Annotated in this window: 18 protein-coding genes; 2 read left to right on the top strand and 16 right to left on the bottom strand. The window is 55.7% G+C overall.

The genetic code is table 11. The features are described 5' to 3' along the window. Position 1: 1 nt before the first annotated feature. The 16 genes from EQV93_RS18110 to EQV93_RS18035 all read right to left on the bottom strand — a co-directional run bounded on the left by EQV93_RS18110 (position 2) and on the right by EQV93_RS18035 (position 16158). Complete coding sequence (locus EQV93_RS18110; protein ID WP_146387242.1) at positions 2-736, bottom strand: FliA/WhiG family RNA polymerase sigma factor; 735 nt, start codon at positions 734-736, stop codon at positions 2-4. 8 nt (positions 737-744) lie between these two features. Further along, positions 745-1215 carry a flagellar basal body-associated FliL family protein gene (locus EQV93_RS18105; RefSeq protein ID WP_122784365.1) on the bottom strand — a complete coding sequence of 157 codons (471 nt, stop codon included), beginning with the start codon at positions 1213-1215 and terminating at the stop codon, positions 745-747. Between the two features lie 60 nt (positions 1216-1275). Next, positions 1276-2355 (bottom strand): flagellar hook-length control protein FliK, encoded by a 1080-nt coding sequence (locus EQV93_RS18100; RefSeq protein ID WP_240892112.1) that lies wholly within the window; start codon positions 2353-2355, stop codon positions 1276-1278. 3 nt (positions 2356-2358) lie between these two features. Then, on the bottom strand, positions 2359-2676 hold the full coding sequence (locus tag EQV93_RS18095) for a hypothetical protein (protein ID WP_122784363.1): 318 nt from the start codon (positions 2674-2676) through the stop codon (positions 2359-2361). Next, complete coding sequence (gene fliS / locus EQV93_RS18090; RefSeq protein WP_122784362.1) at positions 2660-3043, bottom strand: flagellar export chaperone FliS; 384 nt, start codon at positions 3041-3043, stop codon at positions 2660-2662. The genes EQV93_RS18095 and fliS overlap by 17 nt, the downstream gene beginning before the upstream one ends. A gap of 8 nt (positions 3044-3051) precedes the next feature. After that, positions 3052-4377: a flagellar filament capping protein FliD gene (fliD, locus tag EQV93_RS18085; protein WP_240892111.1), complete on the bottom strand. Its 1326-nt coding sequence runs from the start codon at positions 4375-4377 to the stop codon at positions 3052-3054. 388 nt (positions 4378-4765) lie between these two features. Next, entirely contained in the window at positions 4766-6148 is a 1383-nt protein-coding gene (locus tag EQV93_RS18080) for a DUF1329 domain-containing protein (protein WP_208727533.1), read from the bottom strand. 86 nt (positions 6149-6234) lie between these two features. After that, positions 6235-7923: a class I adenylate-forming enzyme family protein gene (locus tag EQV93_RS18075; RefSeq protein WP_240892110.1), complete on the bottom strand. Its 1689-nt coding sequence runs from the start codon at positions 7921-7923 to the stop codon at positions 6235-6237. A gap of 37 nt (positions 7924-7960) precedes the next feature. Beyond that, entirely contained in the window at positions 7961-9088 is a 1128-nt protein-coding gene (locus EQV93_RS18070; RefSeq protein ID WP_240892109.1) for an acyl-CoA dehydrogenase family protein, read from the bottom strand. An 11-nt stretch (positions 9089-9099) separates the two neighbouring features. Next, positions 9100-10290 carry an acyl-CoA dehydrogenase family protein gene (locus EQV93_RS18065; protein ID WP_122784357.1) on the bottom strand — a complete coding sequence of 397 codons (1191 nt, stop codon included), beginning with the start codon at positions 10288-10290 and terminating at the stop codon, positions 9100-9102. Between the two features lie 148 nt (positions 10291-10438). Then, positions 10439-11608 carry an acyl-CoA dehydrogenase family protein gene (locus tag EQV93_RS18060; protein ID WP_122784356.1) on the bottom strand — a complete coding sequence of 390 codons (1170 nt, stop codon included), beginning with the start codon at positions 11606-11608 and terminating at the stop codon, positions 10439-10441. Next, positions 11609-12787, bottom strand: coding sequence for a lipid-transfer protein (locus EQV93_RS18055; RefSeq protein WP_122784355.1), 1179 nt, complete (start codon positions 12785-12787; stop codon positions 11609-11611). It lies immediately after the preceding gene. Positions 12788-12805: 18 nt separating this feature from the next. Then, on the bottom strand, positions 12806-13225 hold the full coding sequence (locus tag EQV93_RS18050; RefSeq protein WP_122784354.1) for a MaoC family dehydratase: 420 nt from the start codon (positions 13223-13225) through the stop codon (positions 12806-12808). After that, positions 13197-14330 carry an acyl-CoA dehydrogenase family protein gene (locus EQV93_RS18045; protein WP_240892108.1) on the bottom strand — a complete coding sequence of 378 codons (1134 nt, stop codon included), beginning with the start codon at positions 14328-14330 and terminating at the stop codon, positions 13197-13199. The genes EQV93_RS18050 and EQV93_RS18045 overlap by 29 nt, the downstream gene beginning before the upstream one ends. A gap of 1 nt (position 14331) precedes the next feature. Continuing rightward, positions 14332-15318: an OB-fold domain-containing protein gene (locus EQV93_RS18040; RefSeq protein ID WP_122784352.1), complete on the bottom strand. Its 987-nt coding sequence runs from the start codon at positions 15316-15318 to the stop codon at positions 14332-14334. Positions 15319-15372: 54 nt separating this feature from the next. Then, entirely contained in the window at positions 15373-16158 is a 786-nt protein-coding gene (locus tag EQV93_RS18035) for an SDR family oxidoreductase (protein ID WP_122784351.1), read from the bottom strand. A gap of 145 nt (positions 16159-16303) precedes the next feature. On the opposite strand from EQV93_RS18035, the gene EQV93_RS18030 reads away from it, so the two are divergent. Together EQV93_RS18030 and EQV93_RS18025 are read left to right on the top strand one after the other, a co-directional pair. Continuing rightward, entirely contained in the window at positions 16304-17089 is a 786-nt protein-coding gene (locus EQV93_RS18030) for an enoyl-CoA hydratase (protein WP_208727534.1), read from the top strand. A gap of 131 nt (positions 17090-17220) precedes the next feature. Next, positions 17221-24717: a hypothetical protein gene (locus EQV93_RS18025; RefSeq protein WP_240892107.1), complete on the top strand. Its 7497-nt coding sequence runs from the start codon at positions 17221-17223 to the stop codon at positions 24715-24717. The last annotated feature ends 21 nt before the right edge of the window (positions 24718-24738 follow it).

Raw genomic sequence — 24738 nt, 5'->3', positions numbered from 1 at the left:
GTTATTTACTCTTGGTTAAAAAGGCTCGAGCTTTATCGATGGCCTGCTTGCTCAGTTGGCACACGCGTGCGTCACTGATTTCGAGCACCAGGCCGATTTCCTTCAGGTTCAGTTCGTGCAAGTAGTAGAGCGTCAATACCAGTCGCTCACGTTCATTCAGTTGCTCCAGCGCCTGAGTCAACATGCGTTGGCTGCACACAGTCGCCTCGACACTGGCAGCGCCGTTATGAAAGTCCCTGCTGGTGTCCTGCAACAAAGCATCAAGGCTCTCCAGCGCCTCTCCGGCTTCAGCTTGCAAGTAAGCCTGAAACTGCGAAGGGCTAAGCCCGGTGGCTTGCAAGGCTTCCTCATCGCGCAGCTGACGACCCAGTTGACGCGTCAGGTTGCGCAAAATATCCCGGGTTTTGTGGGCTTGCTGGCGCACTTGCCGCGGGCGCCAATCGAGCCTGCGCAACTCATCAAGAATGGCGCCACGAATTCGCATCGCCGCAAAACGTGCAAAGTGCTCATCGGGCACGCCATAACGGCGCAGCCCCTCAAGCAAGCCCATGAGGCCAATCTGCTCCATGTCTTCTCGATCCAGTACCTGACTGGTTTGCAGAGACAATTGATTGACGATCCGCTTGACCAGCGGAAGGTAATTCACCAGCCACTGCTGTTCTGCTTCAGGCGCCATCACCACCGAGCAAGAGTCGCCCGCATCGGGGCCGTAATCAGCCAGACGTTCGCTATTCATGAGGGCAATTACTGCACCAGCATCTTGCTGACCAACACCGACGTGAACGGTATGTCCAGCCCTTTGGCACTGAAACTCTTGCGCAGATCTGCCTCAAGACGTGACTGCAAATCGATGAGTGACAAAGCCCGCAACTGAATGAACGGCAGCGTCGACAATGAGCCGACCACTGCGTTGCGTACCAGCAGGTCGGCCTGCTTAAAAGCGCTCACTGACTGTTTGGCATCCCCTTGCAATGCAAGGTCGAGCACAAAGTAGTGCTCACGGTCCTCACCTCGCAGATTCACGACAATTTTTTCTACCGGATAAAACACGTAGTTCTCCGGATCTTGAACAAGCGGAGCCTCACCCGCCTGTTGCTCATGCTCAACACCCGCAGACTTGTCAGGGCGCAAGTACAGATAGCCAAACACCACACTCCCAAGAGTGATGACCGTGTTCAGCCCCACGATTAATAAAATGACACGCGGCATCCACATAGCAGTCTCTCACTCCACATGAAGTTCAATTTGGGCGGGGTGCAAACGCCACTTCTTCGGCTAAACCGTGACAAGCACGTCACTGCCATATCCTTTGGGCACACTGTCAGGCATCTGTGCGTCTTCTATCGCCTGAGCAATGGCGGGTTCATGCTGCTGGCGCGCCTGCTCTCGGGACGACTGCCCTCGAGAGTCGCTCGAAACCTGCACGTCAACGTGAAGCAAATTCTGCTGCACCAATTCTTGACGCATGCGCTCACTGGAATGCGCGAGCAAGCGGGCAACATCGGTCTGGGCGGCCGAAATATGGACACTCAAGCGACCTGACTCATGACTGATAAAAATTTCAAGGCTGCCCAGCTCTGGCGGATCCAGACGAATAGTGGCCTGCTGAAAGCGCTGCTGAACCTGGATTTCAACGGTTTCACGCAAGGCATTGAGCATCTGTTCACCCCAGCGTGCTTGAGGGGCGACCAACTTGAGCCCACGCTCAAGAACAGGCTCCGTTGTGGCGGTCGAGCCTGTCAGGACGGGTTGTGTCACCGTCGCATCAACCTGCTCGGCACTCACGGCCCCTGCATACGACAAGCCTGCCCCCTGCCCCTCTGCGAGTGCGTTGATTACGGCGGTTGCAGCGGTCATGACGGGCGCTGGCGCGCCCCCTCGTCCTGCTGTCAAAACGTGGCTATCAAGCGATAACGCCATACGTTCACCCTCAGCCTGTTTTGCACGACCCGGCATCAAGGGCGCATCAGGCAGTGGCAACGGTTCGTTTAACCCCTGCATCACACCGGCACCTGCTACCAGTCGCGTCAACACACGCGCAGAAGACAGCGGCGGTGCAGCCGTTGCGTTTGAGTCGCGGGCCTGCACGTTGACCGCTTGCTGATTGAGCATCATAAGCAGCCATTGCTGAGGATCCGCCAGCAGCTCGACAGCGGGCGCTTGCTCCGCTTGATCGGGTGCCTGCGCTTGCCCGGCTGGCATTTCAATCAAGGGTAATGGCAGCTCAAGCGCGGGCGCTTGTATGACATCGACCCACTGCGCCAGCGCCTCACTAGCACCTTCCACCCCAGCGTCAGGCCCGAGTTGCGCCGCCAGCGGGCTGAAACCACCGAGCAAAGAAAGCGATGCGGACATGGCCTAGTTCACTCCTTGCAGGCTGTCTGCCAATGAATAGGCGTGACGCCCTTCTGCATATTCGGTGTGGTTTGCCAACATCTGGCTCAAGCGCGCACATTCGCGCGCGCAAGCCTGCAAGGCATGACCGTGCAACGCCTTGAGCGGAGCCAGTTTGCGTCGAGTTTCATCGTTGAAGGGCTGGGCGTTTTGCAAGCGCTCAAGGCATTGCCTGATCAACCCGTCGACCTCCCCGATGCGCACCCAGTCTTCCTTGGCCAGGCTTTCGGCGAGGAGCTTTTGCAGATGGGCCAGACGATTGAATTCAGCTTCGAGCGACATTGACACCCTCCCAGCCTTCGCGAATCTGCTCCAGAAGGTGCATCACTTCATCGATCCCGGAGATGGACAACGAGGCGCTGACCTCCACCAGCCGATGCAGGCAATAGTCGTAAAGACGCGACAGACTGATCACCAGCTCCCCGCCCTGCTCATGATCGAGCGTGCTATTGAGCGCGTTGATGATGTTCATGCACTTCTCCAGCGACTGGCCTTTGAGATCGTAATGCCGGGTTTCAATGTGTCCACGGGCGCGAGACAACTCATCCAGCAGCCCATCGAACAGCACCAGCACCAATTGATAAGGCGAAGCGCAAGACACTTGAGTGTCGAGGTCGATTGCGCGGTAGCTGTCATAGCCGTCATTCATTTTTCAGATCATCCGAACATGCTGAAGGTTTGTTCCATCGCCGCCATAACCTGCGCCAACTGGGTGTACTGTTTGAGATAGCGCTGATAGTGATTCTGGTATTTGATCTCCAGATCCTCGTATTTCTCGTCGACCCGTTGCAGCAGGTTATTGAGATTATCCTTGCGCGCCTTCATGGCCCCGGTGCTGCCGCTGGTATAAGTGCCGAGCCTTTTATCGAGGCTTTCCAGCAGATTTCCCGCGCCTGAAAAGAGTTTTTCGAAACCGTCCGGGTTTGCATCCAGCATTTTCTCGAAGGCTTTGGTATCCACCTTGAGCTTGCCGTCCGCCCCTGCCACCACACCAAACTCCATCAACGTGACGCCGCCAAACGGCGTGCGCAGTACCGAGTTGAGCATGGCCTCAATGGCACGGATGCTGGAGTCACCCGCCAGCGCACCGCGTTCGCCGTTCTCACCTCCCGAACCGGTCAAATCATCGAAGGTGCTCAACATCGTGTTGATCGCAGTGACAAACTCATTGAGCTTGTCATTGGTCGCTGTTTGGTCACGGCTGATATTGACGGTCAGCGGCTCGTCCCCCGCCTCATGCACTTTGCTGAACGTCAGGCTGACGCCTTCGATCATGTCCTTGAAGGTGTTGGAACTTTGCTGCAGCTTCATGCCGCTGGCGTCTGCGCCCAGATAGACAATGGCGTCCTGGGCTTTGGACAATTCCTTGGTGTTTCCCAGGCTGGTTTCCAGCGGGCTGCCTGCGGCATCTGTGCGCATTTCAATGGCGTACTGCTCGCCTGTTTCTTCGGCGCTCAGAACCATGGTCACCTCACCGCCGCTGCGAACCAGCGTGGCTTTGACCCCCTCGTTATCCGGGTGATTGTTAATCGCCGAAGCCAGCTCCTCCTGGGACAGTGCGCCATCGCCGTTACTGTCCGCAGCGGCGAGATCGACGGCAAACTCGACGCCATCCTGCTTGATATACAAGTTGCCCGAGTCGGCAGCATCATTACCCAGACCACTGACGGCGACCTGATGCCGACTCGCCAGTTGTTCAACAAAAAACTGATAGCTGCCTTCTTTGGCGCTGGCACCAACGGTGGCACTGGCGATGCCTTCAGCGCTGAAGGTCGCCGCATTGATCAGCATGCTTTTGTCGGTGCCCTTGAAACTTTTGATCGCATTGCCCAAGGCTTTGAGCGCTGCATCCAGGGCGGTGACTGCTTCCAGCTGGGCCTTGTATTTGGTCTCGTTACGCTGGGCCTGCGCTAATTCGCGCTGAACTTCATATTCAGCGAGAAGTTTTGCCTGAGCCTGGATGTAGTCGGTATCGATAGCCATGTACGTGCTCTCCTTAATTGCTAATTAGCAAAACCGGTGCCAATAGATAACGTGTTGTTTTATATGAAGTATTTTTTGTTCTTGTGAAGCAGGATTTCCGTTTTCACGCAGAGGGCTTGAGTGGGCCGGAAAGGTTGTTTCCGGATTATTCAGCTCAAAAGTTCAGTAGGATTCAAAGGCGACATAAAGCGGGGATTGATTAAGGGCAGAAGTTTGAAGAGGGGAAATTGAGGGCCCCCAGAGGAGGCAGAGTGGGCCCAGGCGAGCTCGGGCGTAGAGCGCAGACTTTTCAGGGGTTGCGGTTCACCCCTGAAAACGCAAAAGCCCCGTCTAACCGACAGGGCTTTTGATCTTGCTTGCAGCTTACCGTTTGCAGCGTGGTCTTGCCTTAGCGCCCCATCGCCCGTGCAGCGTCGGCGGTGTACTGATCGGCAGTGAATTTACCCTCATTGAGAATCGGGCCCTTCTTCGCTTCGTTGGTCATGCCGTAGCCGGTGTATTGACCCGAGTTCAAATCGATAAAGAACTGCGAGCCGGCCTGCCAGGCACTCATGTCCGGGTGGTAGTAATAGTTGATCATCGCGTGCTTCCACAACTGGCCGCGGGCGTCGTAGTTGTCAGCCAGTACCGAGTTCCACGTGTCTTCGTCGAGAAACAGCACACGCTTGCCATACACATGGCGGTAGCCTTCTTTCAGATCCGCTTCAAGCACCCAGACACGACGCAGTTCATAACGCATCAAATCCGGATTGGGGTGGTTAGGCGTGAGCATGTCGGCATATTTGACCGTACCTGCGTTCGGCTTATAGGCATTGGCCGGAATGTAGATTTCGCGCTTGCCCACCAATTTCCAGTTAAAGCGCTCCGGCGAGCCGTTGTACAAACGGTCTTCGTCGACGGTCATGGTGCCGTTGGTGCCGATCATCGGCTGGTCATACCCGTAGCCCGGCAATTGGCGCACGCGCCGGGTTGAAGGGCTGTAGGTCCAGGCCTGACGCGGGTCCGTGGAAAAGTTGTAGGGTTCGTGGGCGATGTTCAGCGTGCCGTTGTCACGCGCAGGCTTGAGGGTCATGTTGTTACTCATTGCCTGAATCTTGCCCGAGGTCACGGGCTCAACTTCTGGCGAGTTGGCCTGGGACAAGTTACGGGCGTATGCACGGCCCCAGCCAATGCTGCCGTTAGGCAAGACAGAGGCCAGATCGCTGGTTTTTTCTTCGGTCCAGGCACGCGCAGGCAATTGGTGGTTCCACAGCAATTCCATGCCGTTTTTCGGAATCGGGAACGGCACTTGGCCCAACCCTTCGAAACCCATGCCATCGTTCACCAGCTTGGCATTCAAGGCGTTGCTCATCGCCCGTTTGCACACATAATCCGGGTAGCGGAAATCACGGTGGCCGGGGTAGATATTCATCTTGTAGGTGGCCGGATAACGCTTGAACAGAGCTTTCTGGCCTTCTGTCAGCTTGTCGGCGTATTGGTCCATGTTCTGCGCGGTGATCACCAAAATGGGCTTTTCAGCGGCATAGGGATCAACCGGCTGGTCACCGGAGAATTTGACGTGGTTCCAACCCGGCACTTCGCCCAGGTATTTACCGGTGTAAGGCGGGATGGTGCCCGCCGCGTTACCGGCCTGTTCAGCCCCCACACAGGTCAGCTCTTTACCCAGTTTGGCCGCTTCAGCGGGCGATACCTGAGCGAATGCCGACCCCATGACCAGTCCATTGACGGCCAGGGTGGCTGCGAGCACTACGCCTGTTCTTGTTATTTTCATGTATTGCCTCCTACGCGAATAAGGCTTGCTGGGTATGGGTTCATTCTTCGCCATCCACCGGCGAGCACATCGTCCACAAAGACTAATCAGGCCGTTACCAGCACTTCTTTGAGCAAACCTTTGAGCATCTTGCCCGACGCATTACGGGCGAACGGGGTGTGTTGCACATGAATCTGTGCTGGCACCTTGTAGCTCGCCAGACGCTGGGCAAAATAACCACGCACGGCCTCGCGGTCAGGGCAGTCGTCAGGGTTGCCGCGCACCACCACAAACACCACTTCGCCCAGTACATCGTCCGGTACGGCAAAGGCTGCCGCTTCAATCACGCCGGGCATTTCACACGCGCAGGACTCAATCTCGGCTGCGGAGATTTTCTCGCCGCCACGGTTGATCAAATCCTTGGCGCGGTCAGTGATGTAAAGAAAGCCTTCCTCGTCAAGATGACCGATATCGCCGGTGTCGAGCCAACCGTCATTGAGTGTCTGGGCACTGGCTTCAGGCAAGTTCCAGTAGGCGTTCATCAGGGTCGGTGAGCGCACCCAAATCAGCCCGCTGACGCCTGCAGGCAGTGCACGCTGCGGGCTTTCACCAATGCGCACATCGACAATCGGCAACGGCCAGCCCGCCGACGCCGGTTTATAGACAAACTGATCTCCACCAATGGCTGCGCAAATGCCGTTGCTTTCGGTCAGGCCGTAACCACTGCCACCGACGGCTTCGGGTTTGCGTTGGGTCAAGTGCGCCAACAGGCTGGCCGAGGGGGCAGCCCCACCCAGACCCAGGCCGAACAGGCTTTGGGTATCGGCACTGCCGAAGCGTGGCGAGGTCAGCAGTTGCTGCATCATGACCGGCGCACCGTTGAACTGGGTGCAGTGTTCGTCGCGGATCAGGTCGAAGGCTTTTTCCACGTCCCACTTGTACATCAGCACCAGTCGACGACCACCGCGCAAGGCCAGCAAAAACTGGGCGTGCAGACCACTGACATGAAACAGCGGCACCGCCATCAACGTGGTCGGGGCATAACCGCTGTTGATCACGACGCTGATGCGCTCAGGCGAGCTGACCGCGCAAAAAACGCCCTGAAATTCCAGCGCCACCAAGGCCTGACACACTGCGCCATGGGTCGACAGCACGCCTTTGGCCAGGCTGGTGGTACCCGAGGTGTAGAGGATCATCGCCGGGTCATCGGCACTGATGGTCGGCACCGGCGCATCCTGCAGCGGCTCGGCCAGCAGGTCTTCCAGACGCTGGCAGTGCTCGTCACGGGGCTGGTTGGCATCCATGCCCACCACAACCGTCGCCAAACCTTGTTCGCGCAGGTCATCTTTGAGCAGTTGCAGACGCGGCTCGTCGCACAGTAAAAGTTGCGTCCCGCTGTCCTGCAACCCATGGAACAACTCGTCGCGCAGGCCCCAGCTGTTCAAGGGCACGCACACACCGGCGCAGCGCTGGATCGCAGCAAACGCCACCAGCCAGGCCGGTTGGTTACGCATGGCGATTGCCACACGGTCGCCCTTGCGCAGGCCAAAGCGGTGCACCAATTGGCCCGCCAGACGATCGACCTGATCAAAAAACTGTCGGAAGGTCAGGCGTTGTTGCTCCCACACCAGAAATTCGCGATCCGCGTGGGCCCGGCCAGCATCCATTGCAGCCCAGAGGTTTGGAGCGCTGTGGCGAAAGTGCTTGGGGCCGCCGGCCACAGGTGTCAGTACTTCATAGGGCGAGCCGGGACCAATCAGTTGATCCCAGGCGCTCTGCCATTGTTCAAGTTTCATCTTGTTATTCTCCTGACTCGAACCAATGCCCACAGGTTTAAGCGAGTGCGCCATAGCGCTCGCAGTGATATTCGGCATCCCCCAGGCACGCTTGTGCGACACGGATGCGCTTGAGAAACAAACCGACATCCAGCTCGTCGGTGACGCCAATACCGCCGTGCATTTGTACGGCCTCATTGGCTACTTTCACGGCCATCAGCCCGGACTTCCACTTGGCCAAGCTGACCAGCCGCTGACGCTCTACCTCGCTCAAGTCGGCATCATCCAGCGCTGCCAAGCCGGCCATCACTGCGCTACGGGCCAGCGCCAGCTCCACATAGAGCTGGGCCGAACGATGTTGCAGGGACTGAAAAGAACCAATGGCGACGTCAAATTGCACACGGGTTTTCAGGTAGTCGAGGGTCAAGGCGAACAGCTTTTCAGCCATGCCCAGCATCTCGGCAGCCAGACACACACGGCCGCGATCCAGTGCGATGGTCAATGCTGCACTGGCTGAGCCAGGATCGCCCAACAGGGCATCCGGCCCGACCTGCACCTGATCCAGTTGCAAGTGCGCGTGGTTACGCGAGTCAATCAGCGACAAGGGTTCGACACTTAAACCCGGCGCATCGGCTGGCACCAGAAACAGGCTGACACCCTGCTGCGCATTGCCCGCAACAACGAGATAGCCATCAGCCCCTACCCCGTCTATGACGAACGTTTTTTGCCCGTTCAGACAGAACCCCTGCGCATTGGCTACAACCTGCACCGCCAACTGCGCGGGGCTGTGCCGTGGGCGCTCGTCCAGTGCCAGGGCCAGGCGTTGCTCGCCGCTGATGGTGGCCGACAGCCAGCGATCTTGCTGTTGCGCATTGCCTTGCAAGTGCAACAGCGAACCGCACAGCACCACGCTTGAAAGCAACGGTGAAGCACTGAGGTTGCTGCCGATGGATTCAAAAATCGGGCCCAGGCCCATACAGCCGAAATCCAGTCCGCCGAGGTTTTCGGGGAATGGAATCGCACTCCAGCCCAGTGCTACCGCCTCTTGCCACAGCTGGCTGTCGAAGCCGAGTTCACTGCCCTCGTCACGCAAGGCACGCTGGCGGGATACGGGACTGCGCGCCGCCAGAAACTCGCGGGCGCTGTCGGCCAACAGCCGATGATCTTCGCTATAAAGCAGGTTCATGGTCTGGATCCTTACTTGACTTCAGGCAGGCCCAAGACCCGCTTGGCGATCACATTGAGCTGAATTTCCGACGCGCCGCCAGAAATCGTCAGGGCGAAACTGTTTAACCAACCACGGGTAATCGCCTGTTCTTGTGGAGTAAACGCCGCCTTGTCCCAGCCCAGCGCATTCACCCCCATGACATCCAGCAGCACCTCAAACTTGTCGCGTTCCTGTTCGGTGTGCACCAGCTTCATGATCGACATCAGCCCACTGACGTCTTGCCCGGCGCGGGCTTCTTCGCCCATGCGCTGCACTGTCAGGTTGTAGCTGTGCTCGTTCATCGCGCAGGCCACCGCCCGCGCTGCCAATGCCGACTCGCTTAACCCGGTGGGTTCGGGCAGGTATTCCTGCACCAGCGGCAGCAGGTGAAAATGCGTCGGCAAGCTGAACTCGCCGAACTTGGACATGGCTTTACGCTCGTGCTGCAACAGGCGCTTGGCCAGGTTCCAGCCGCCGTGCAAGGGGCCAATCAACTGGCTTTTTGGCACTTTCACGCCGTCAAAGAACACCTGGCAAAACGCCGATTTACCACTGATCAAATCAATCGGCGCGACACTCACACCGGGGCTTTTCATGTCCAGCACAATCAGGCTAATGCCCGCGTGCTTACTGGCGCTGCCATCGGTCCTGACCAATGCGTACATCCAGTCCGACTTGTCACCGTAAGAGGTCCAGATCTTGCTGCCATCCACCACAAAGTGATCGCCCTCATCGCGGGCAGTGGTTTTCAGGCTGGCCAGATCAGAACCGGCATTGGGTTCGGAAAACCCTTGGCACCATCGCACTTCACCACGGGTCATCGGGGCCAACAGGTTGAGTTTTTGCTCTTCGGTGCCGAACTCCAGCAACACGGGCCCCAACATCCAGATGCCCAGATTGATTTGCGGCGGGCGGCATTTAAGGCGCCGCAGCTCGCTTTCAAGCACGGCGTTATATTCTGCACTCAGGCCGCCACCGCCGTAGGCTTGCGGCCAGTCGGGGCAGAACCAGCCTTTGTCACGCATGCGCTCGAACCACAGCCGGGCGTCAGCATTGGGAAACTCGACGTCACTGCCTCCCCAGACCAACTCCCCTTCAGGGATGGCTTTACGCTGCGATGGCGGGCAATTGGCCTCAAGCCAACTGCGGGTCTGCTCTCTGAACTGTTCAATCGCGCTCATGTAATTTCCTTTCGGATGGTAATTCCGTAGCCGCTGACGAGGCACGAAGGCTGCGATAAGGGCCGCAGGACCTTCGCATAGAGGGCCACCCATCGCAGCCTTCGTGCCTCGGCAGCGGCTACAGGTTTTGCCGTGTTTTCGCTGCGATTCAGCGCTGGGTTCGCGGCATGCCCAGGCCGAACTGGGCAATCAGCTCACGCTGGATTTCGTTGGTGCCACCACCAAAGGTCAAGGTCACTGAGGCACGTACTTCGTACTCCAGTTCGCCCTGCATGAGCGAAGCAGGCGAACCACCGCGCACCAGCCCGTTGGCACCGACGATGTTGCTCAGCACACGCAGAATCTCGATAGCCGATTCCGAGCCATACACCTTGGTGGTCGACGCCAGCGCCACGTCCATGCGGTCATGTTCCAGGTCGGCGGCGATGCGCAGATTGATCAGGCGCATCGCTTCGAGTCGGGCATAGCACTGCGCCAAACCCGCCCGAACCCACGCTTTGTCAGTCGCCTTGACACCGTTTTCGTCGGCTTCGCGCGCCCACATCAAGACCCGGCGAAACAATCCGACCACTTTGTCGGACCAGGCGCCGAGCCCCAGACGCTCATGGTTCAGTTGCGCAGTTATCAGCTTCCAGCCGCCGTGCAACTCACCTACCAGCATGTCGCAGGGCACCCGCACGTTGTCGTAATAAGTGGCCGCTGTCGGATTGCTGGTGGTCGGGATAACGGTGGTCGAGAAGCCCTCGGCGCGCGTATCCAGAATCAGGATCGACACGCCCTTGTGCCGAGGCCGTTCCGGATCGGTACGCGCAGCCAGCCAGATGTAATCGGCCGACTCGGCACCCGACGTCCAGAGTTTGTTGCCATTCACCACGAAGGTGTCGCCCTCAAGCCGGGCGGTGGTTTTCAGCACCGCCAGATCGCTGCCCGCATCCGGCTCGGAATAACCGATGGCAAAAATGATTTCGCCTGCCGCAATGCCCGGCAAGAATTTGGCTTTCTGTGCCGGGGTGCCGTGGGCCATCAAGGCCGGCCCCACGGTGCTGATGGTCACAAACGGCAGCGGTGCCCCGGCAATATTGGCCTCTTCAAAGAAGATAAATTGCTCGGTAGGGCCGTAACCCTGACCGCCGTGCTCCTTGGGCCAGCCCACGGCCAGCCAGCCGTCACGGCCCATCTGGCGGATGGTGTCGCGGTACAGTTCGCCGCCCTCCTTGCCGCGCAATTGATCACGCAGTTCAGGGGTCATCAGGTTTTGGAAGTAGTCGCGCACTTTATGGCGCAGGGCGTGTTGCTCGGGCGTGAGGTCGACGTACATTCAGGCTGCTCCCAAAATCAGACCGCTGGTGGGTACGCCTGTACCGGCCGTGACCAGTACGTTTTCGACACTGTCCACCTGATTGACGGCACTGCCACGCACTTGCCGTACGGCTTCAGCCACGCCGTTCATGCCGTGGATGTAGGCCTCGCCCAACTGCCCGCCGTGGGTGTTGATCGGGAACTTGCCACCCCGGGCATGGTGCCCCGCGCGAATAAATTCCTTGGCTTCGCCCCGCTCGCACAAGCCGAACTCTTCAAGCTGGGGCAATACAAACGGAGTGAAGTGGTCGTAGATCACCGCCGTCTGCAAGGCTTCTGGGCCGAGGCCTGACTGGCGATACAACTCTTTGGCCACTACGCCCATTTCCGGCAGCCCGGTAATGTCATCGCGGTAGAACGAGGTCATGATTTGCTGGCCAGAAGTAATCCCCTGAGAACCGGCCTTGATCATTACCGGTTTTTGGCGCAAGTCTTTGGCGCGCTCGGCTGAGGTGATCACCATCGCCACCGCGCCATCCGATTCCTGACAGCAATCAAGCAAGTGCAACGGCTCGCAGATCCAACGTGACGCCTGATGCTCTTCCAGAGTGATGGGCTTGCCATAAAAGAACGCCGCCGGGTTAGTCGCGGCAAAATCTCGAACGGCCACGGCCACGCGGCCAAAATCTTCTGACGTCGCGCCATAGGTGTGCATATATCGCTGGGCAAACATGCCGACCCAGGACGCGGGTGTATGCAAGCCGTGGGGCATGTACCAGCCGTAATTGACGTTTTCAAAAATCGGGGTGGAAGCAAAGCCGTAACTGCCGCTGCCGAAGCGATACCACGAACGCTCGTTCATGGCGCGATAGACCACCACCACCTTGGCCACGCCGGTCGCCACGGCCATCGCGGCATGCATGATCGGCGCACAGGCGGCACCTCCGCCGTGGGGCACCTGGGAGAAAAACTTGACGTCTTTGCAACCCAGCAGGCGGGCAATTTCGTATTCCGGAACTTTGTCCACGGAGTACGAGCTGAACCCTTCAACTTCACTGGGATCAATGCCGGCGTCTTTAAGCGCTGCCAGGGTGGCTTCCATGGCCAGGCGCAGCTCGGTGCGGCCAGAGTTCTTGGAAAATTCAGTGGCACCCAAACCAACAATGGCGGCGCTACCGGAAAGTGACGATTGCGTCATGTGTGCTGTCTCCCGCTATCAAGGCAGAACCAGCGCGACCGTACCGGTCACGTGGTTGCCCATGGAATTTTTGCCGCTGAGGGTGATTTCCACCGTGCGGGTGGCGGCATCCTGGCCCGTCACGGCGCCGTTGAAGGTCATGCAATCGCCGGGGTAGTTAGGTGCACCGAGCTTGATTTTCAGCGACGTAAAACGCGCTGCCGGGCCGGCCCACTCTTCGACAAAGCGTTGCACCAGACCGTTGGTGGTCAGGATGTTCATAAAGATGTGCGGTGAACCCAGCGCTTGTGCGGCGTTGAGGTCATGGTGACCAGGGAAATAGTCGCGGGTCGCAATCGCGCCGCCCGTTACCAGCCCCACAGTGATCGGGATCGCCAGAGGCGGCAGTGCTTCGCCGGGGCGTACGTCATCAAAGCGCTTGGTGTTCTTCAAGGTCATATTTCCATCCCAGCTTGTCGTTATGGCTCAGCCAATCGCCGAGGCGTTCAAGGCTTGCTGCCGATCCGCCCAGGGCACTGCCCAGCGCGCGGCTCCAGTAGAGAAAACGGTGCATCGGGTACGTCAGGTCGACGCCGATACCGCCATGTACATGCTGAGCGTTATGCCCGATCACATGGCCCGCTTCACAGGCCTGCCAAGCGGTGGCCAGTGCTTCGCTCGGCGCAGGCAAACCGGCGTCGAGCCGATAGCACAATTGCCACAAGCAACTGCGCAACGCTTCAAGGGCGATATGGGCGTTGGCCATGCTCATTTGCACCGCCTGAAAACTGCCAATGCTGCGGTCGAACTGGCGGCGGTCGGTGACGTACTCCACCGTGCGGCGAATCTGTTCGGCGCTGACGCCCAGCTGCAATGCCGCCAAAGCCGCCGTGCTGCGCGGCTCCAGCCAGTCCAGTGCGGCTACCGGGAGCAGCTGCTGGGCAGTAATGGGCAGCCCGTCAATATGCAGATCGGCAATCCCTTCGCCGTGGGTCATACGCCCAGGTACATGGGTGATCCCTTTCGCGGCCAGTTCGACAAACGCCAGACGCGGCTGACCTTCAGCGTTGACCAGCAGCAAAGCAGCCTGAGACTGTTGCGCCAGTGCCAAGGCACCGACTCGCCCACTCAGCCGCCATCCGCCCTCAACCGGCTGAGCGTGCAGTGTCATTCCGTGAGCCGTGTTGAGCCCGCTCAAGTCCAGGGTCAGCAGGGTACGTCCCGCCGCCGCGTCATCAGCCCATGCTTGCAAGGCCGGGTCTGCGAACTGTGCCAAGGTTGCGGCGGTCAACTGATGAGGCCACAACGGCACTTGCCCAAGTGCACGCCCTTGCGCCTCCAGCACGCACATCAACTCGGTCATGCCCAGCCCGCTGCCACCCTGCTGTTCCGGGATGGCCAAGGCCTGCAAACCGGTCTCCACGCACAATTGCCACAACGGTTCCATATAGGCTTGATCGCGCGTGTCGTACTGACGCAAACGGTCATCGGTGCAATAGTCGGCAAACACGCTTTGAGCCATTTCGGCAATCGCGAGCTGCTCTTCGGTTAATTCAAAATCCATGCTATGCCCCCTGCTCGGCGACTGGCCGGAACATCGGCAAGGTCATTTCACCGTCGAAGGTCTGGAACTCAAGCTGCAAGGCCTGACCGATACGCAGGTCCTCACGGGTTACACCCGCCAGCCCCGCCACCAGACGCACGCCCTCCTCAAGCTCGATCAAGCCAATGGGATTGGGATGATCGAACGGCGCTACTTCGGGGTAATGCATGATCACAAACGAATACAGGCTGGCGCGTCCACTGGCCTCAACGCTGTCCCAATCAAAGGAGTGACATTCGATACACACCGGTGCAGGCGGATGACGCAGGGTCTGGCATTGGGTACAGCGCTGAATCAGCAACTTGCCCGCGTCGCAGCCTTCCCAGAAAAACCGCGTGTCATCGCTCATGCCCGGTTTAGGACGCTTGATAACGGGTGCGGCATCCGCCTTGGCCGGCTCAGCCTTGACACTGTGATCCTTGGCCGGGCGGAACTTGAAGACGCGGAACAGCAACTCGCCCACCGCCTCGTCGCCACTTTTGTGCTCGACGAAATAACTCATCACCAAAGTGACAAAAAAGCCGGTGCCCAGCCCCGTGGTTTTCTCGTCGCCCACCGCGTCCAGACGCGTCGTGTAGTAGAGCTTTTCGCCCGGACGCAAGTTGCGGTTGAAAGTCAGCTCAGAGTTGACCGCCACCACAGACGGATAGCCGTAACTCTCGATCAGCTTGAGCACTTCATACGGATTTTCCGTGGTCGAGCCCGGCGGGTAGTTGTTGGCATGAAAGCCTTCCAGGCACCAGACCTGCAACATTGCCGGTGGTGCAACCAGCCCGTCCTGTTCACTGTTAGCGGCCGTGACCGCATCGGTGTACAGCGGGTTGTCGACGCCCATGATCTCGCACCATTGGCGAATCATCGGGGCGTTGACCTCGTCCCAGGCGTAGACGCGACCATATTCACGCCCCACCAGGGCGCGCACGTCGGTTAGCAATTGAGAATCAGCCACGTTCGTCTCCTGCGTGTAGAGAACGGCAACCCACTGGTCGCCGCTTAAGGTCGATCAATGCACTGCGCTCTGCGCGGCACCCAGAAAAGCAGGACGTTCACCGCCCCCGTGCAACAAAAGATTGCAGCCACTGGCATATCCGGCCATGGGCGAAGCGATAAACAGGCAAGCGTTACCAATGTCTTCGGGCAGCGCCATGCGCCCGGCGGGAATCCCGGCACTGACCGCGGCAACGCCGTGCTCATCGCCGTAGTGCAGGTGTGATTGCTCGGTTTGAACCAGCCCCGGACTGACCGCGACCACCCGCACCTTGGGCGCCCATTCCACCGCGAGTGACTGAACAAGGGCCAGCACACCGGCCTTGGCCGCGCCATAAGCGGCTGTGCCAGGCGATGCGCGCAAGGCGCTGATACTGCCGATAAACACAATGCAACCGCCGCTGGCCTGCTGCTGCATCAGGGCGTTAGCCTGCTGCGCGACATTCAGGGGGGCGATCAGATTGAGACGGATAATGCCTTCGTGAAAGCGCGGCGAAGCAGTCGCAGCCTCGGCCGCCGGGCTGCCACCCGCGTTGTTGATGACCACATCAAGACGGCCGAAATCGGCGCGAATACCGTCAAACAATGCCTTGAGCGAATCCAGATCACGCACGTCACACGCCATGAAAATCGCCTGCGCGGCGCCGCCCCGAGGCAACACTTCAGGAGCCGCCCTGCCACACACAATCACCTGCGCGCCGGCCTGGAGAAAACTGCTGGCGATCCCTGCCCCGATACCTTTGGTTCCGCCGGTAACCAGCACCACCTTACCGCTGTAGTCCAGCCCTGAGAGTTGGCCCATGACACGCTCCTCTTCTACTGATAGAGCCACTCTAGGGGCTACGCTCAGGGTGCTCGTCGTCTGAACGGACGATGAAGCGCGCGCGTGTGAACGCAACACTCCAGCACAGGCTGTGCTGACAGCTCCCTGCTCAATGAGGACCCACATGTCTGACCCGACTGCTGCGCCGGTACTACTGGAGTTTCCGGCCCTGGGCGTAGCCCTGCTGCGCCTTAACCGCCCGCAGGCCACCAATGCCCTGAGCCTTGAGCTGCAAGCCTTACTCTCTCGCTACTTCACCGAGTTGGCCGAGAACCCCGAGGTGCGCTGCATCCTGCTGACCGGTGGGGACAGCGTGTTTGCTGCAGGTGGCGACATCAACAGCATGGCCGGTGTGGGGCCAATCGACATTTACCAACGTCATACCGAACGGGTCTGGGCGCCGATTCAGCACTGCCCCAAACCGGTGATCGCGGCGGTCTGTGGTTATGCCTATGGCGGGGGCTGCGAATTGGCCATGCTGGCGGACATTATTGTGGCGGGTACCAGCGCGAAGTTTAGCCAGCCGGAGATCCGCATCGGCATCATGCCCGGCATTGGCGGCACCCAACGTTTAGTGCGGGCAGTGGGTAAAGCCAAAGCCATGCGCATGGCCTTGACCGGGCAACCCATCACCGCTGAAGAAGCCTGGATATCAGGGTTGGTCAGTGACGTGGTCGAGGATGGGCAGGTACAAGCCCATGCGCTGAAATTGGCGACCTTGATCGCCGCCATGCCGCCTTTAGCCGCTGAGCAAATCAAGGAAGTGATCCTGGCCGGTGTGGATGCACCGCTGGAGACTGGCCTGGCATTGGAACGCAAAGCCAACGCGCTGTTGTTTGCCTCGCGCGACCAGAAGGAAGGGATGCAGGCCTTTATTGAAAAGCGTACCGCCAAGTTTAACGGGAACTGACCTGGGTAATATTCCAGACTACCAGCGGTCATATAGATTCAAAAAGGTTCATGTTCGCTCAATAAAACATCATAAATGTCCTACGCTTTTGTGTACTGATTCAGACCTGTAAGCCTTCAGGGTTGAACGACATGCCAGCGGTTACCCATGAAACAAAGCAGCCCTCGAATACTGCCGCACAGGCTACAACAGCCGCGCAGCCGGTTAGTGAACACACACAGCAATCGAGAGCGCCCGTTGTATTCATGGGTGCCCCCCTCACCTCTGGCACCCACAGCGAGGGCATCAACGGTCAAGACGAAGCCTTTTGGCAATCAATCTCGTCACACATGCTTGAACACGCCTTTCAAGTCATGCTGGAGAGCCTATGGGCCGCCATCAAAGAGCGATACGCCAAGGAGTTTGAATTACTGAGTGACGCCACTGAACTGTCAGGGGTTTTGCTCGACGCAACGCTGTCGATGATCGATAAGTGCGCCCGGATCGTTGCCTTTCTTGAAATTCAAAAAAATAAAATTCCCCAGATAAAAGATGAGATTGCGCTTGTCCAAATTTTACTGCGCATCGTCACTGATCTGGGTGGAGCGGGCAGCACTGTATTCAAACGCAGCGTCCTCACGCTCGAGCATCTAGAACACCTGCTCAACAACCCAGCTGTTCAAGCATTGGCCGACCCGAGTTCTATCAGCCCGTTACGCACGTTGATTGCATCACTTAAGGACTGGACTCTCTGGATAGAGCGCTTATCCAAAGTGTCATGGCAATCACCTGAAGCCATAGTCAAGGATCTTGTGGAAGGCGATTTCCTGCCCGACTGGATGAATAACTTTGTGGTTCAGGGGCAAGCGTTGTACGCGCAGTTGCAGCTCTACTTCGAGAGCTCCGCAGATCCCGCAGACCCCACACACAGTGAAACGCAGCGGCGCCTGAAACATCATCTCATCCAGTTCAAGGAGGCTGACGCGGTCGAGACAAAATTCGCCATTCTCATGAACGTGTTGGCAGATGATCAAGCCCTCGCACTTATCGAGCACTACGTGCCGTCAGCCCTTCAAGGGCTATTTAAAGTGTATGCGATGGTGCAGCCCGCTCAGTTCAGAACGGACACACCAGAAGAAGGTCAAGCCGATCCTTCTGGCCTGCGAAAAGCCTTACTGAGCATTGATCACTTCACCAGTCAGGTATTTGTCGATCAACTCAAATCTGAAGGCGGCGTTCTGGGCGAGAGCGTGGCCGAGCCTCTGACCAGAATCAGAGCCGTGCTACGCGGCTCCGCCAGTCAGGAAGCAGGGTTCAACATGCTTATGCGCCTGACTGACCCGCACATGAGCTGGCTGGATTTTGCTGAAAAAAGTGCTCTGGAGCTCCTTGCGTTGCCCAGTGCATCGGATGTACTGGTCGGGATGATCAGTCACATCGTGGGCCAATTAAAAATAGCGCGCGCGCTGTCCCGCGTGCCGGACCAACAACTCTGGCAGGAATTAAAAGCGAGCGGTTGGCACCAACTGCCCGTCTTGATTGCGAACGCGGTTAAAAGGGATATGCAAAAAAAGCCTTCACAATTGGCGCTGGCCCTGAACACAGCAGCGGATTTACCAGAGGGTCTGATCCAGCAAGTGCTCGATCAGGTCACGCGCATCGCGCTGTCATGGAAGGACGACGATTGGGCGGCTTTTATAAGCGAAACCCAGTTGGCAATGACAAGTCTCATAAAGGTATTGCATCAATCCGGCCGCTTTTTGCCGAACAAAGTACAGAAAGCAGTCGATATAGGTCTTTGGCTGGCGCGAATGATTTCGCACCTGATGATGCTTCGCACTCTGTGGAACCTGCGTTCGGGCAAAGAAGTGTTAGGTCAAATGGCGATCGAGGAAATACGCCATCACATCAATAGTTTTGCAGGGGAACGTGCACTCTGGGCTTTCGATCAGGCGTTGCCCTGGCTCCCGCTTATGCCATCGCTGTACAGATTATTGAAAACCCTGCCACCGATTGAGCCCGGGCAGCAGATCAAGTGGCTGATCAACCTTTTAATCCGCCTCTATAGCCTGCGGGCCATTGAGTCGGGCGAAACCATCGACCTATGCGAAAAAGTAGAACATGTCGCGCAACACTGGCTGGCCGGTATACCCGTTGCAATGCTCGGCCCCGCCGTCCTTGAAGAACTCAAGGCACAACCCAGCGCAATAGCAAAAGCGTTTTTCGTTGGGCTAAGAATGACAGCGGCCACGGCAACCTACATCAGCCCATTCATAGGCAGCGTTACCCGCTCACTGCAAAACAGTATGCGCGGTGGTATGGGCGAAATGCGCTTGACGCCAGCCCAACAATTACTGTTTTTGGGTGTAGGGGCTGCAAGTATCGGCACCGTTGGTGCTGCACCTGTGATTGGAGCGGTCACTGCAACAGGTCTAACAATCGGAGCCGCGGCCACAGTCTCCGTGGCAGGTGCTATTTACGGTTTGGCAGCCGGTTCCAATGCGCAGCCCTCTAAAGTGGTGCCCATAGCATGGGGCGCTTCCGCCACAGGTTCGCTAGGGCTAGGCATCCTGTTTGCCTGGAAGGCACACCAGAGCAGAAAACAACGTTTAGAGGCAGCACCTGATGAAGAAGCTTACGCTGCGGTCAACCGCGATGAACACTCTATAGCGGACAGTGCAATTGATCTCGGCAATGAAGAAAGTGATAGAGAACACATCGCTTTAAATACAGGCTTGTCTAAATCCCTTCAACAGCATGAGCAGCCGGCAACGATGTTACACCCGGCCATCTATGGAACACTGTCAGCGGTTTTTTTTGCCGGTTCACTTTACGCAATATGGTCTGCCTACGAAGCATCGCGTAAAAATAATCGCGTGCTTGAGCAGTTGGATAAATTACTGACCCAAACAAAGGAAAGTATATTTTCAGATAATAAAGAGCAGGTCATCAAAAACATCAGCGAGTTCTTGCAGTTGACTCATGACTTGAACGGTGTCATATCGCAGCCTGCCGACAATGGTCAATCTCCAGATAACACAAGTGAAAGGCTGGCAACGCGCGACGTTATTCATTTGACCGCGTCGAATGATCCAGGCGATATGCACGAGCAGAGCTTCAACCCCGACGAACTCATGATGGATGCTCCCTATACGTCTTCAGAAGAACAGGAGGAGGACCCTGGAGAAAATCAGGTTGAAGAAGATGAAGACATAGAAGAAGAGCAAGAAGATCAGATACTGCCCCTGATGCGCGAAATTCTGGAACTGGAAGTTAATCTGAATTATCTACGGGCAGAAGGAAAGCCCATAAACTCATTGCGTGTCATGCGCGCACAACTAGATATATTGACTCAGCGACTGGCAAAAAGCCAAGCGCTGATGAAAAGTGCCGTACACGAATCTAACAAACGCCTGACTGTGACAAATGTCTATGCCTATAACATGCTGCACGAAATGAAAAACTTCTACCCTCCCGAAATAGCCGACGTCTGGAGCCAATTCGATCCACGCGCACGCATTCCCTTTAGATTCACCTCACAAGACGGCAAACTACTTGCCACTCAAATTCCACTGGTCAACTTCCTGAATGGAGACATCGATAAGAGACTAAAAGAATTCAAGGGCCGCAGGCCGATAACGTTCAGCAGTAAGTATAGCAACACTGAAGTGGCACAAGACTTATTAGAGGGGTTAAAAGATTACGTACCAGGCAAATGGACTAAAGACAAAGCACTCAAAAGACTCATGACCCCGATAGATATCATGACCAAAATACCTCCTCCGACGACCGCGGACAGACTGAGCATCAGAATCAATAAAGCAGGCGCCGAACCCGAAAGCATCGCGCTATCACTGGACATGTACATTCGCAAGTTGTATACAGATACCTCGTATACATCAAATGACATAACGTGGCCTGATCATTATCCGGAAGCGTGGGAAAAAGAGTTCGACAAACCCAGTTTTAAAAAAGCTTATCTGGCAGGCACCACTTCCATCCCACATTGGAATGCCCGCCATGAAGATGAAGACACCCTGACCCTCCAATTTATAAAAGCGCTTTGGCAGGAACCGAAGATGGCCAGTAAAATTGGCAATCACCCTCAATTAAAACTGATGAATCTTGATTCAACTATCGGCCTGGCGACAACCGACAGTGAGGGCGCTACAAAATCCACACAAAGGTCACTCATAAACTTCTTTTTTGAAGAAAGCGAGCGCTCCAGTGAAAGCACTAATGTGACCATCAGCGACCCGGCAGGATTGCTGATAACGGATCCATTGCTGCGAGAGTTCATACAGGAAAGCAAACATGCTCGACTTAAAATCATAGAAATTTTGCAGCTGGAAAAAGCGCGTAAAACATTGAATGTACCGACGACTGAAGGACTTCTGCAAAATGCTCTCGATGCAGCAGTAAAAAAATATTTACCCAGCACTGCCTACCCGGGCAAGCTCCAACTCAAAGACACTATAAAAGTCAGATTCAGCATGAGTTATAAAGACGCCCTCGGTACGTCACCCCTTCCTATTCCCAGACTGGCCGAAATGATTCTAACGCCTCCGACAGCGCCCGAGGTTAAAGAATTTACGCTCAGTCAAGTCATGAGCAAACTGGCCTTGCGTTACGGAGACACAAATGGATTTTTATATATTGAATATGATATCGAAAGAAAATTCCTGCCAGAAATAATTAGCTTTCTATCCAGTGAGGATTGGCAAGTCAATCTAATCAGCCGATTGGACGCCTATAAAGCGGATGACGTGCAAAAACAAGCATGGGCAACTATTTTTACTCCCCTACTTGATGCAAGAATACCTCAGCCCTATAAAAACAGCCCCATCACCTCGATAATATACGATTCCAGGCCCCTGCCCGGTGTATTTAAAATACCCACAGGAAGCACCAGCTTCCAGTTACGATCAATCTTCAGCGACACTTACTTTGAATTCAATGACCGCTTACATATGCGGCGTGCACACGATTTGCGAACCCGCAAAAGCAATGAGCCCAGGCGACAGCACGAGGGTTTTCTTCTTTGGCTGCGAGAACATCAAGGCACCTATTTCAAAGATAATTCTGACCACTCAGCGTCAGCTGCCCTTGGAGAGTCCCTGGGTGCGGATAGTAAACTCTATGAAAATTTTGACAGTAACAAATACCCACAAGATGATATGACACTGGACACACCAGTACTGATGACGAAACTCATGTTCGACCATCTGGTCAATCAATTAAAAGAGGATGTCGATGTCTATATAAAATCCGATATTGAAGTCTTTGTTCATAAAATATTTCAATATATGACTGACCTCGGCCTCTACATTGGTTTGGCCACGCTGCCCCTCAGTGGCCCGATTGCATTACTCGTATCTGCAGGTCTCGCAGCGCTCCCTTTTTTAGAGTTAACCGTTGCGGACACTCAGGAAGAAGCACGGAGTATTTTCATGACAAGCTTCTTGAACGCCCTCATGGATTACTCGTGGGGAGGCATAGGTAACTCTAAAAGTGTGAAAACGGTGTTAGTGAGCCACTTAGCCAAATCACAAAAATACATGGCTCCTGGGAGCAAGCAGATTCTAAGACAATTGGCTAGAAAATTTATGCTGCTCAATACGCCAGGTGGTAGCGCCGCCTATAAAGAACCTTGGGACTATGTTGCGGACAGGCTGGTGAAGTTAGGTTACAAACCCAAACAGACGTTAAGGATCAAGGGTGCCCTGGAGCAGGCTTATAAAAGCCCAGCCAACGCTGACAACACTGCCATTTTAGAAACTTTCCTGGACATTATCTATTTGAAGGTTATTTTCAGTGATTTCTTTATGGTCAGGAAAGGCGAGCTCATAACTATCATGACTAAGAACAAGCTCCCTGATACAGGCTCACATTTGAAACATGTACTTGTCAGCCTCGGTGGTGGCCACTTTCAAGGCATCGGTAATAACGTACTGCATCCTGATTTAGATCCCGCATCGTCCATCCTTGCCGCTGATGATTTGGTCAAATTAAGCGAGGGTACTCTTTTCAGTGACGTTCCTGATCCTGATAGACAGCAGCTGTTTTTTGCAAAAGGCACGATCAAAGATCAGCCAGATCCACCAGCAAATAACAGAGTACCGACAACAACTGAAGCATCGACCACAGCACAGACTTCTGACGCCCCCCGTCAAGTTCCGAATGTCACCCAGCAAACTATCCCTGGCCCCTACCTGAAAGACCCTTGGTATAAACGAAAACTTTGGTCAAATCGCTATGTGCTCGAGCACTTCATTGAGACCCGTTCACCCGGGTATTTGAGACTTCAAAACACTCACTTAGAAGCGTTCACGATGACCCTCTCCAGCCAACAACAACTGACTATCGAATGGTGGTTAAAACCATCCTCCCTCGCTGCAGATCAAGAAAACCATTCGCCTGCGCTAGAGTCGTCCGGAAAATTTAGTACCACGGTATTTGAACCCCCACTGTCGACCTATGACAGAATTGTCCAGATACTGCTCAAAGATCCACAAGCAAATTATGAGCTGTATACACGCCAGTCAGACCAGAGAGGCTCACTGGTTGATGATGATTTTTTATTCCGACACGAGGGTTTCCCCTTCGAGCTCAGAACTTTAACGTTGCGTGATTATGGTGCTTTGGGGGATAGTCTCTTGGTAAATCTCAGCGTTATCAATATAAATGAGTACTTCACCCACTACCTTACCGTTAAGGGTATTCAGGGCCGCTTGAATGTTAACGCTCTGGGCCTGCTGGACTATTTGCTGGCTGTTCAATTTCAGATGGATCCTGCCCCCTGGCCTGCGATCATCACCCGCGAGTACCTAGAGGAGCGTTTTGAAGAACTCACCTATAGCCTAATCCTTGCTGATATACTCACTGAGTTTCTCACGTTAAATCTTGATTTAAGGTCATCACCACACGCTGACACTCAGTTTCTTGTTTCAGCCTCAGGCATTTCCGCATTCCTTAAACATCTGGCCGCTGAAGCCTCTTATATCCTCCATCAACCTCTCAACACGTCCCGGTACAGTCAGGACCATCCACAGTCGCAATTTGGTACAGACCTGAGTTCGTTAAAAGATAAATTACACGCCAATCTAGCCACTTGGATCGCTGTCATAAGTTATGCCGGGGGCCTACCAAAATCCATTATGCCGCCCGCACAACCTAAGTATTATGCAACCCACCCTGAAGCTTCAACTAGCCAACCTTTTCTACTGGCAGGGTCAATTACCGCCCCAGAGGATGAAATCTTGCCCATTGGTCAGAACGTCAATATATACATCAGTGATGGCACCACTAAAACTCATATTCTAGATATTACACTTCCCGCCGGATTTACTTCTCCGCCCATGGCAGCGTACTACATTGCTAACGCTATAAATCTCAACATGTCAAAGTTGAAAATGCCACTGAGTAATGATCTAGAATTCACGGTAGTTGCCGGCGACTCTATCACCTTTAGTGGTGGCAATAGTTCGAACGCCAGCCATTACGTTAAAGCGGTCCCCAAAAAGAAAATTTTTATTCATAGCAATTTGAATATGCTAGGTATCCCACGCACATTTCAGGTGCTCGTAGAATTTGGAAGCGATGATGACTACGACCCCTACAAATACGCCATGTCGCATACACAGGGTTAAAAGTTTCAGTAGCCTGTCTTT

The organism is Pseudomonas sp. TMW22091 (genome assembly GCF_022496705.1).
Classification (GTDB): domain Bacteria; phylum Pseudomonadota; class Gammaproteobacteria; order Pseudomonadales; family Pseudomonadaceae; genus Aquipseudomonas; species Aquipseudomonas saxonica.
This window is presented reverse-complemented; position numbering and strand designations above follow the sequence as displayed.

Bases quoted from the DNA above. Each gene is read 5' to 3' on its own strand.
- EQV93_RS18110 (WP_146387242.1), bottom strand. From the start codon at position 736: ATGAATAGCGAACGTCTGGCTGATTACGGCCCCGATGCGGGCGACTCT.
- EQV93_RS18105 (WP_122784365.1), bottom strand. From the start codon at position 1,215: ATGTGGATGCCGCGTGTCATTTTATTAATCGTGGGGCTGAACACGGTC.
- EQV93_RS18100 (WP_240892112.1), bottom strand. From the start codon at position 2,355: ATGTCCGCATCGCTTTCTTTGCTCGGTGGTTTCAGCCCGCTGGCGGCG.
- EQV93_RS18095 (WP_122784363.1), bottom strand. From the start codon at position 2,676: ATGTCGCTCGAAGCTGAATTCAATCGTCTGGCCCATCTGCAAAAGCTC.
- fliS (WP_122784362.1), bottom strand. From the start codon at position 3,043: ATGAATGACGGCTATGACAGCTACCGCGCAATCGACCTCGACACTCAA.
- fliD (WP_240892111.1), bottom strand. From the start codon at position 4,377: ATGGCTATCGATACCGACTACATCCAGGCTCAGGCAAAACTTCTCGCT.
- EQV93_RS18080 (WP_208727533.1), bottom strand. From the start codon at position 6,148: ATGAAAATAACAAGAACAGGCGTAGTGCTCGCAGCCACCCTGGCCGTC.
- EQV93_RS18075 (WP_240892110.1), bottom strand. From the start codon at position 7,923: ATGAAACTTGAACAATGGCAGAGCGCCTGGGATCAACTGATTGGTCCC.
- EQV93_RS18070 (WP_240892109.1), bottom strand. From the start codon at position 9,088: ATGAACCTGCTTTATAGCGAAGATCATCGGCTGTTGGCCGACAGCGCC.
- EQV93_RS18065 (WP_122784357.1), bottom strand. From the start codon at position 10,290: ATGAGCGCGATTGAACAGTTCAGAGAGCAGACCCGCAGTTGGCTTGAG.
- EQV93_RS18060 (WP_122784356.1), bottom strand. From the start codon at position 11,608: ATGTACGTCGACCTCACGCCCGAGCAACACGCCCTGCGCCATAAAGTG.
- EQV93_RS18055 (WP_122784355.1), bottom strand. From the start codon at position 12,787: ATGACGCAATCGTCACTTTCCGGTAGCGCCGCCATTGTTGGTTTGGGT.
- EQV93_RS18050 (WP_122784354.1), bottom strand. From the start codon at position 13,225: ATGACCTTGAAGAACACCAAGCGCTTTGATGACGTACGCCCCGGCGAA.
- EQV93_RS18045 (WP_240892108.1), bottom strand. From the start codon at position 14,330: ATGGATTTTGAATTAACCGAAGAGCAGCTCGCGATTGCCGAAATGGCT.
- EQV93_RS18035 (WP_122784351.1), bottom strand. From the start codon at position 16,158: ATGGGCCAACTCTCAGGGCTGGACTACAGCGGTAAGGTGGTGCTGGTT.
- EQV93_RS18030 (WP_208727534.1), top strand. From the start codon at position 16,304: ATGTCTGACCCGACTGCTGCGCCGGTACTACTGGAGTTTCCGGCCCTG.
- EQV93_RS18025 (WP_240892107.1), top strand. From the start codon at position 17,221: ATGCCAGCGGTTACCCATGAAACAAAGCAGCCCTCGAATACTGCCGCA.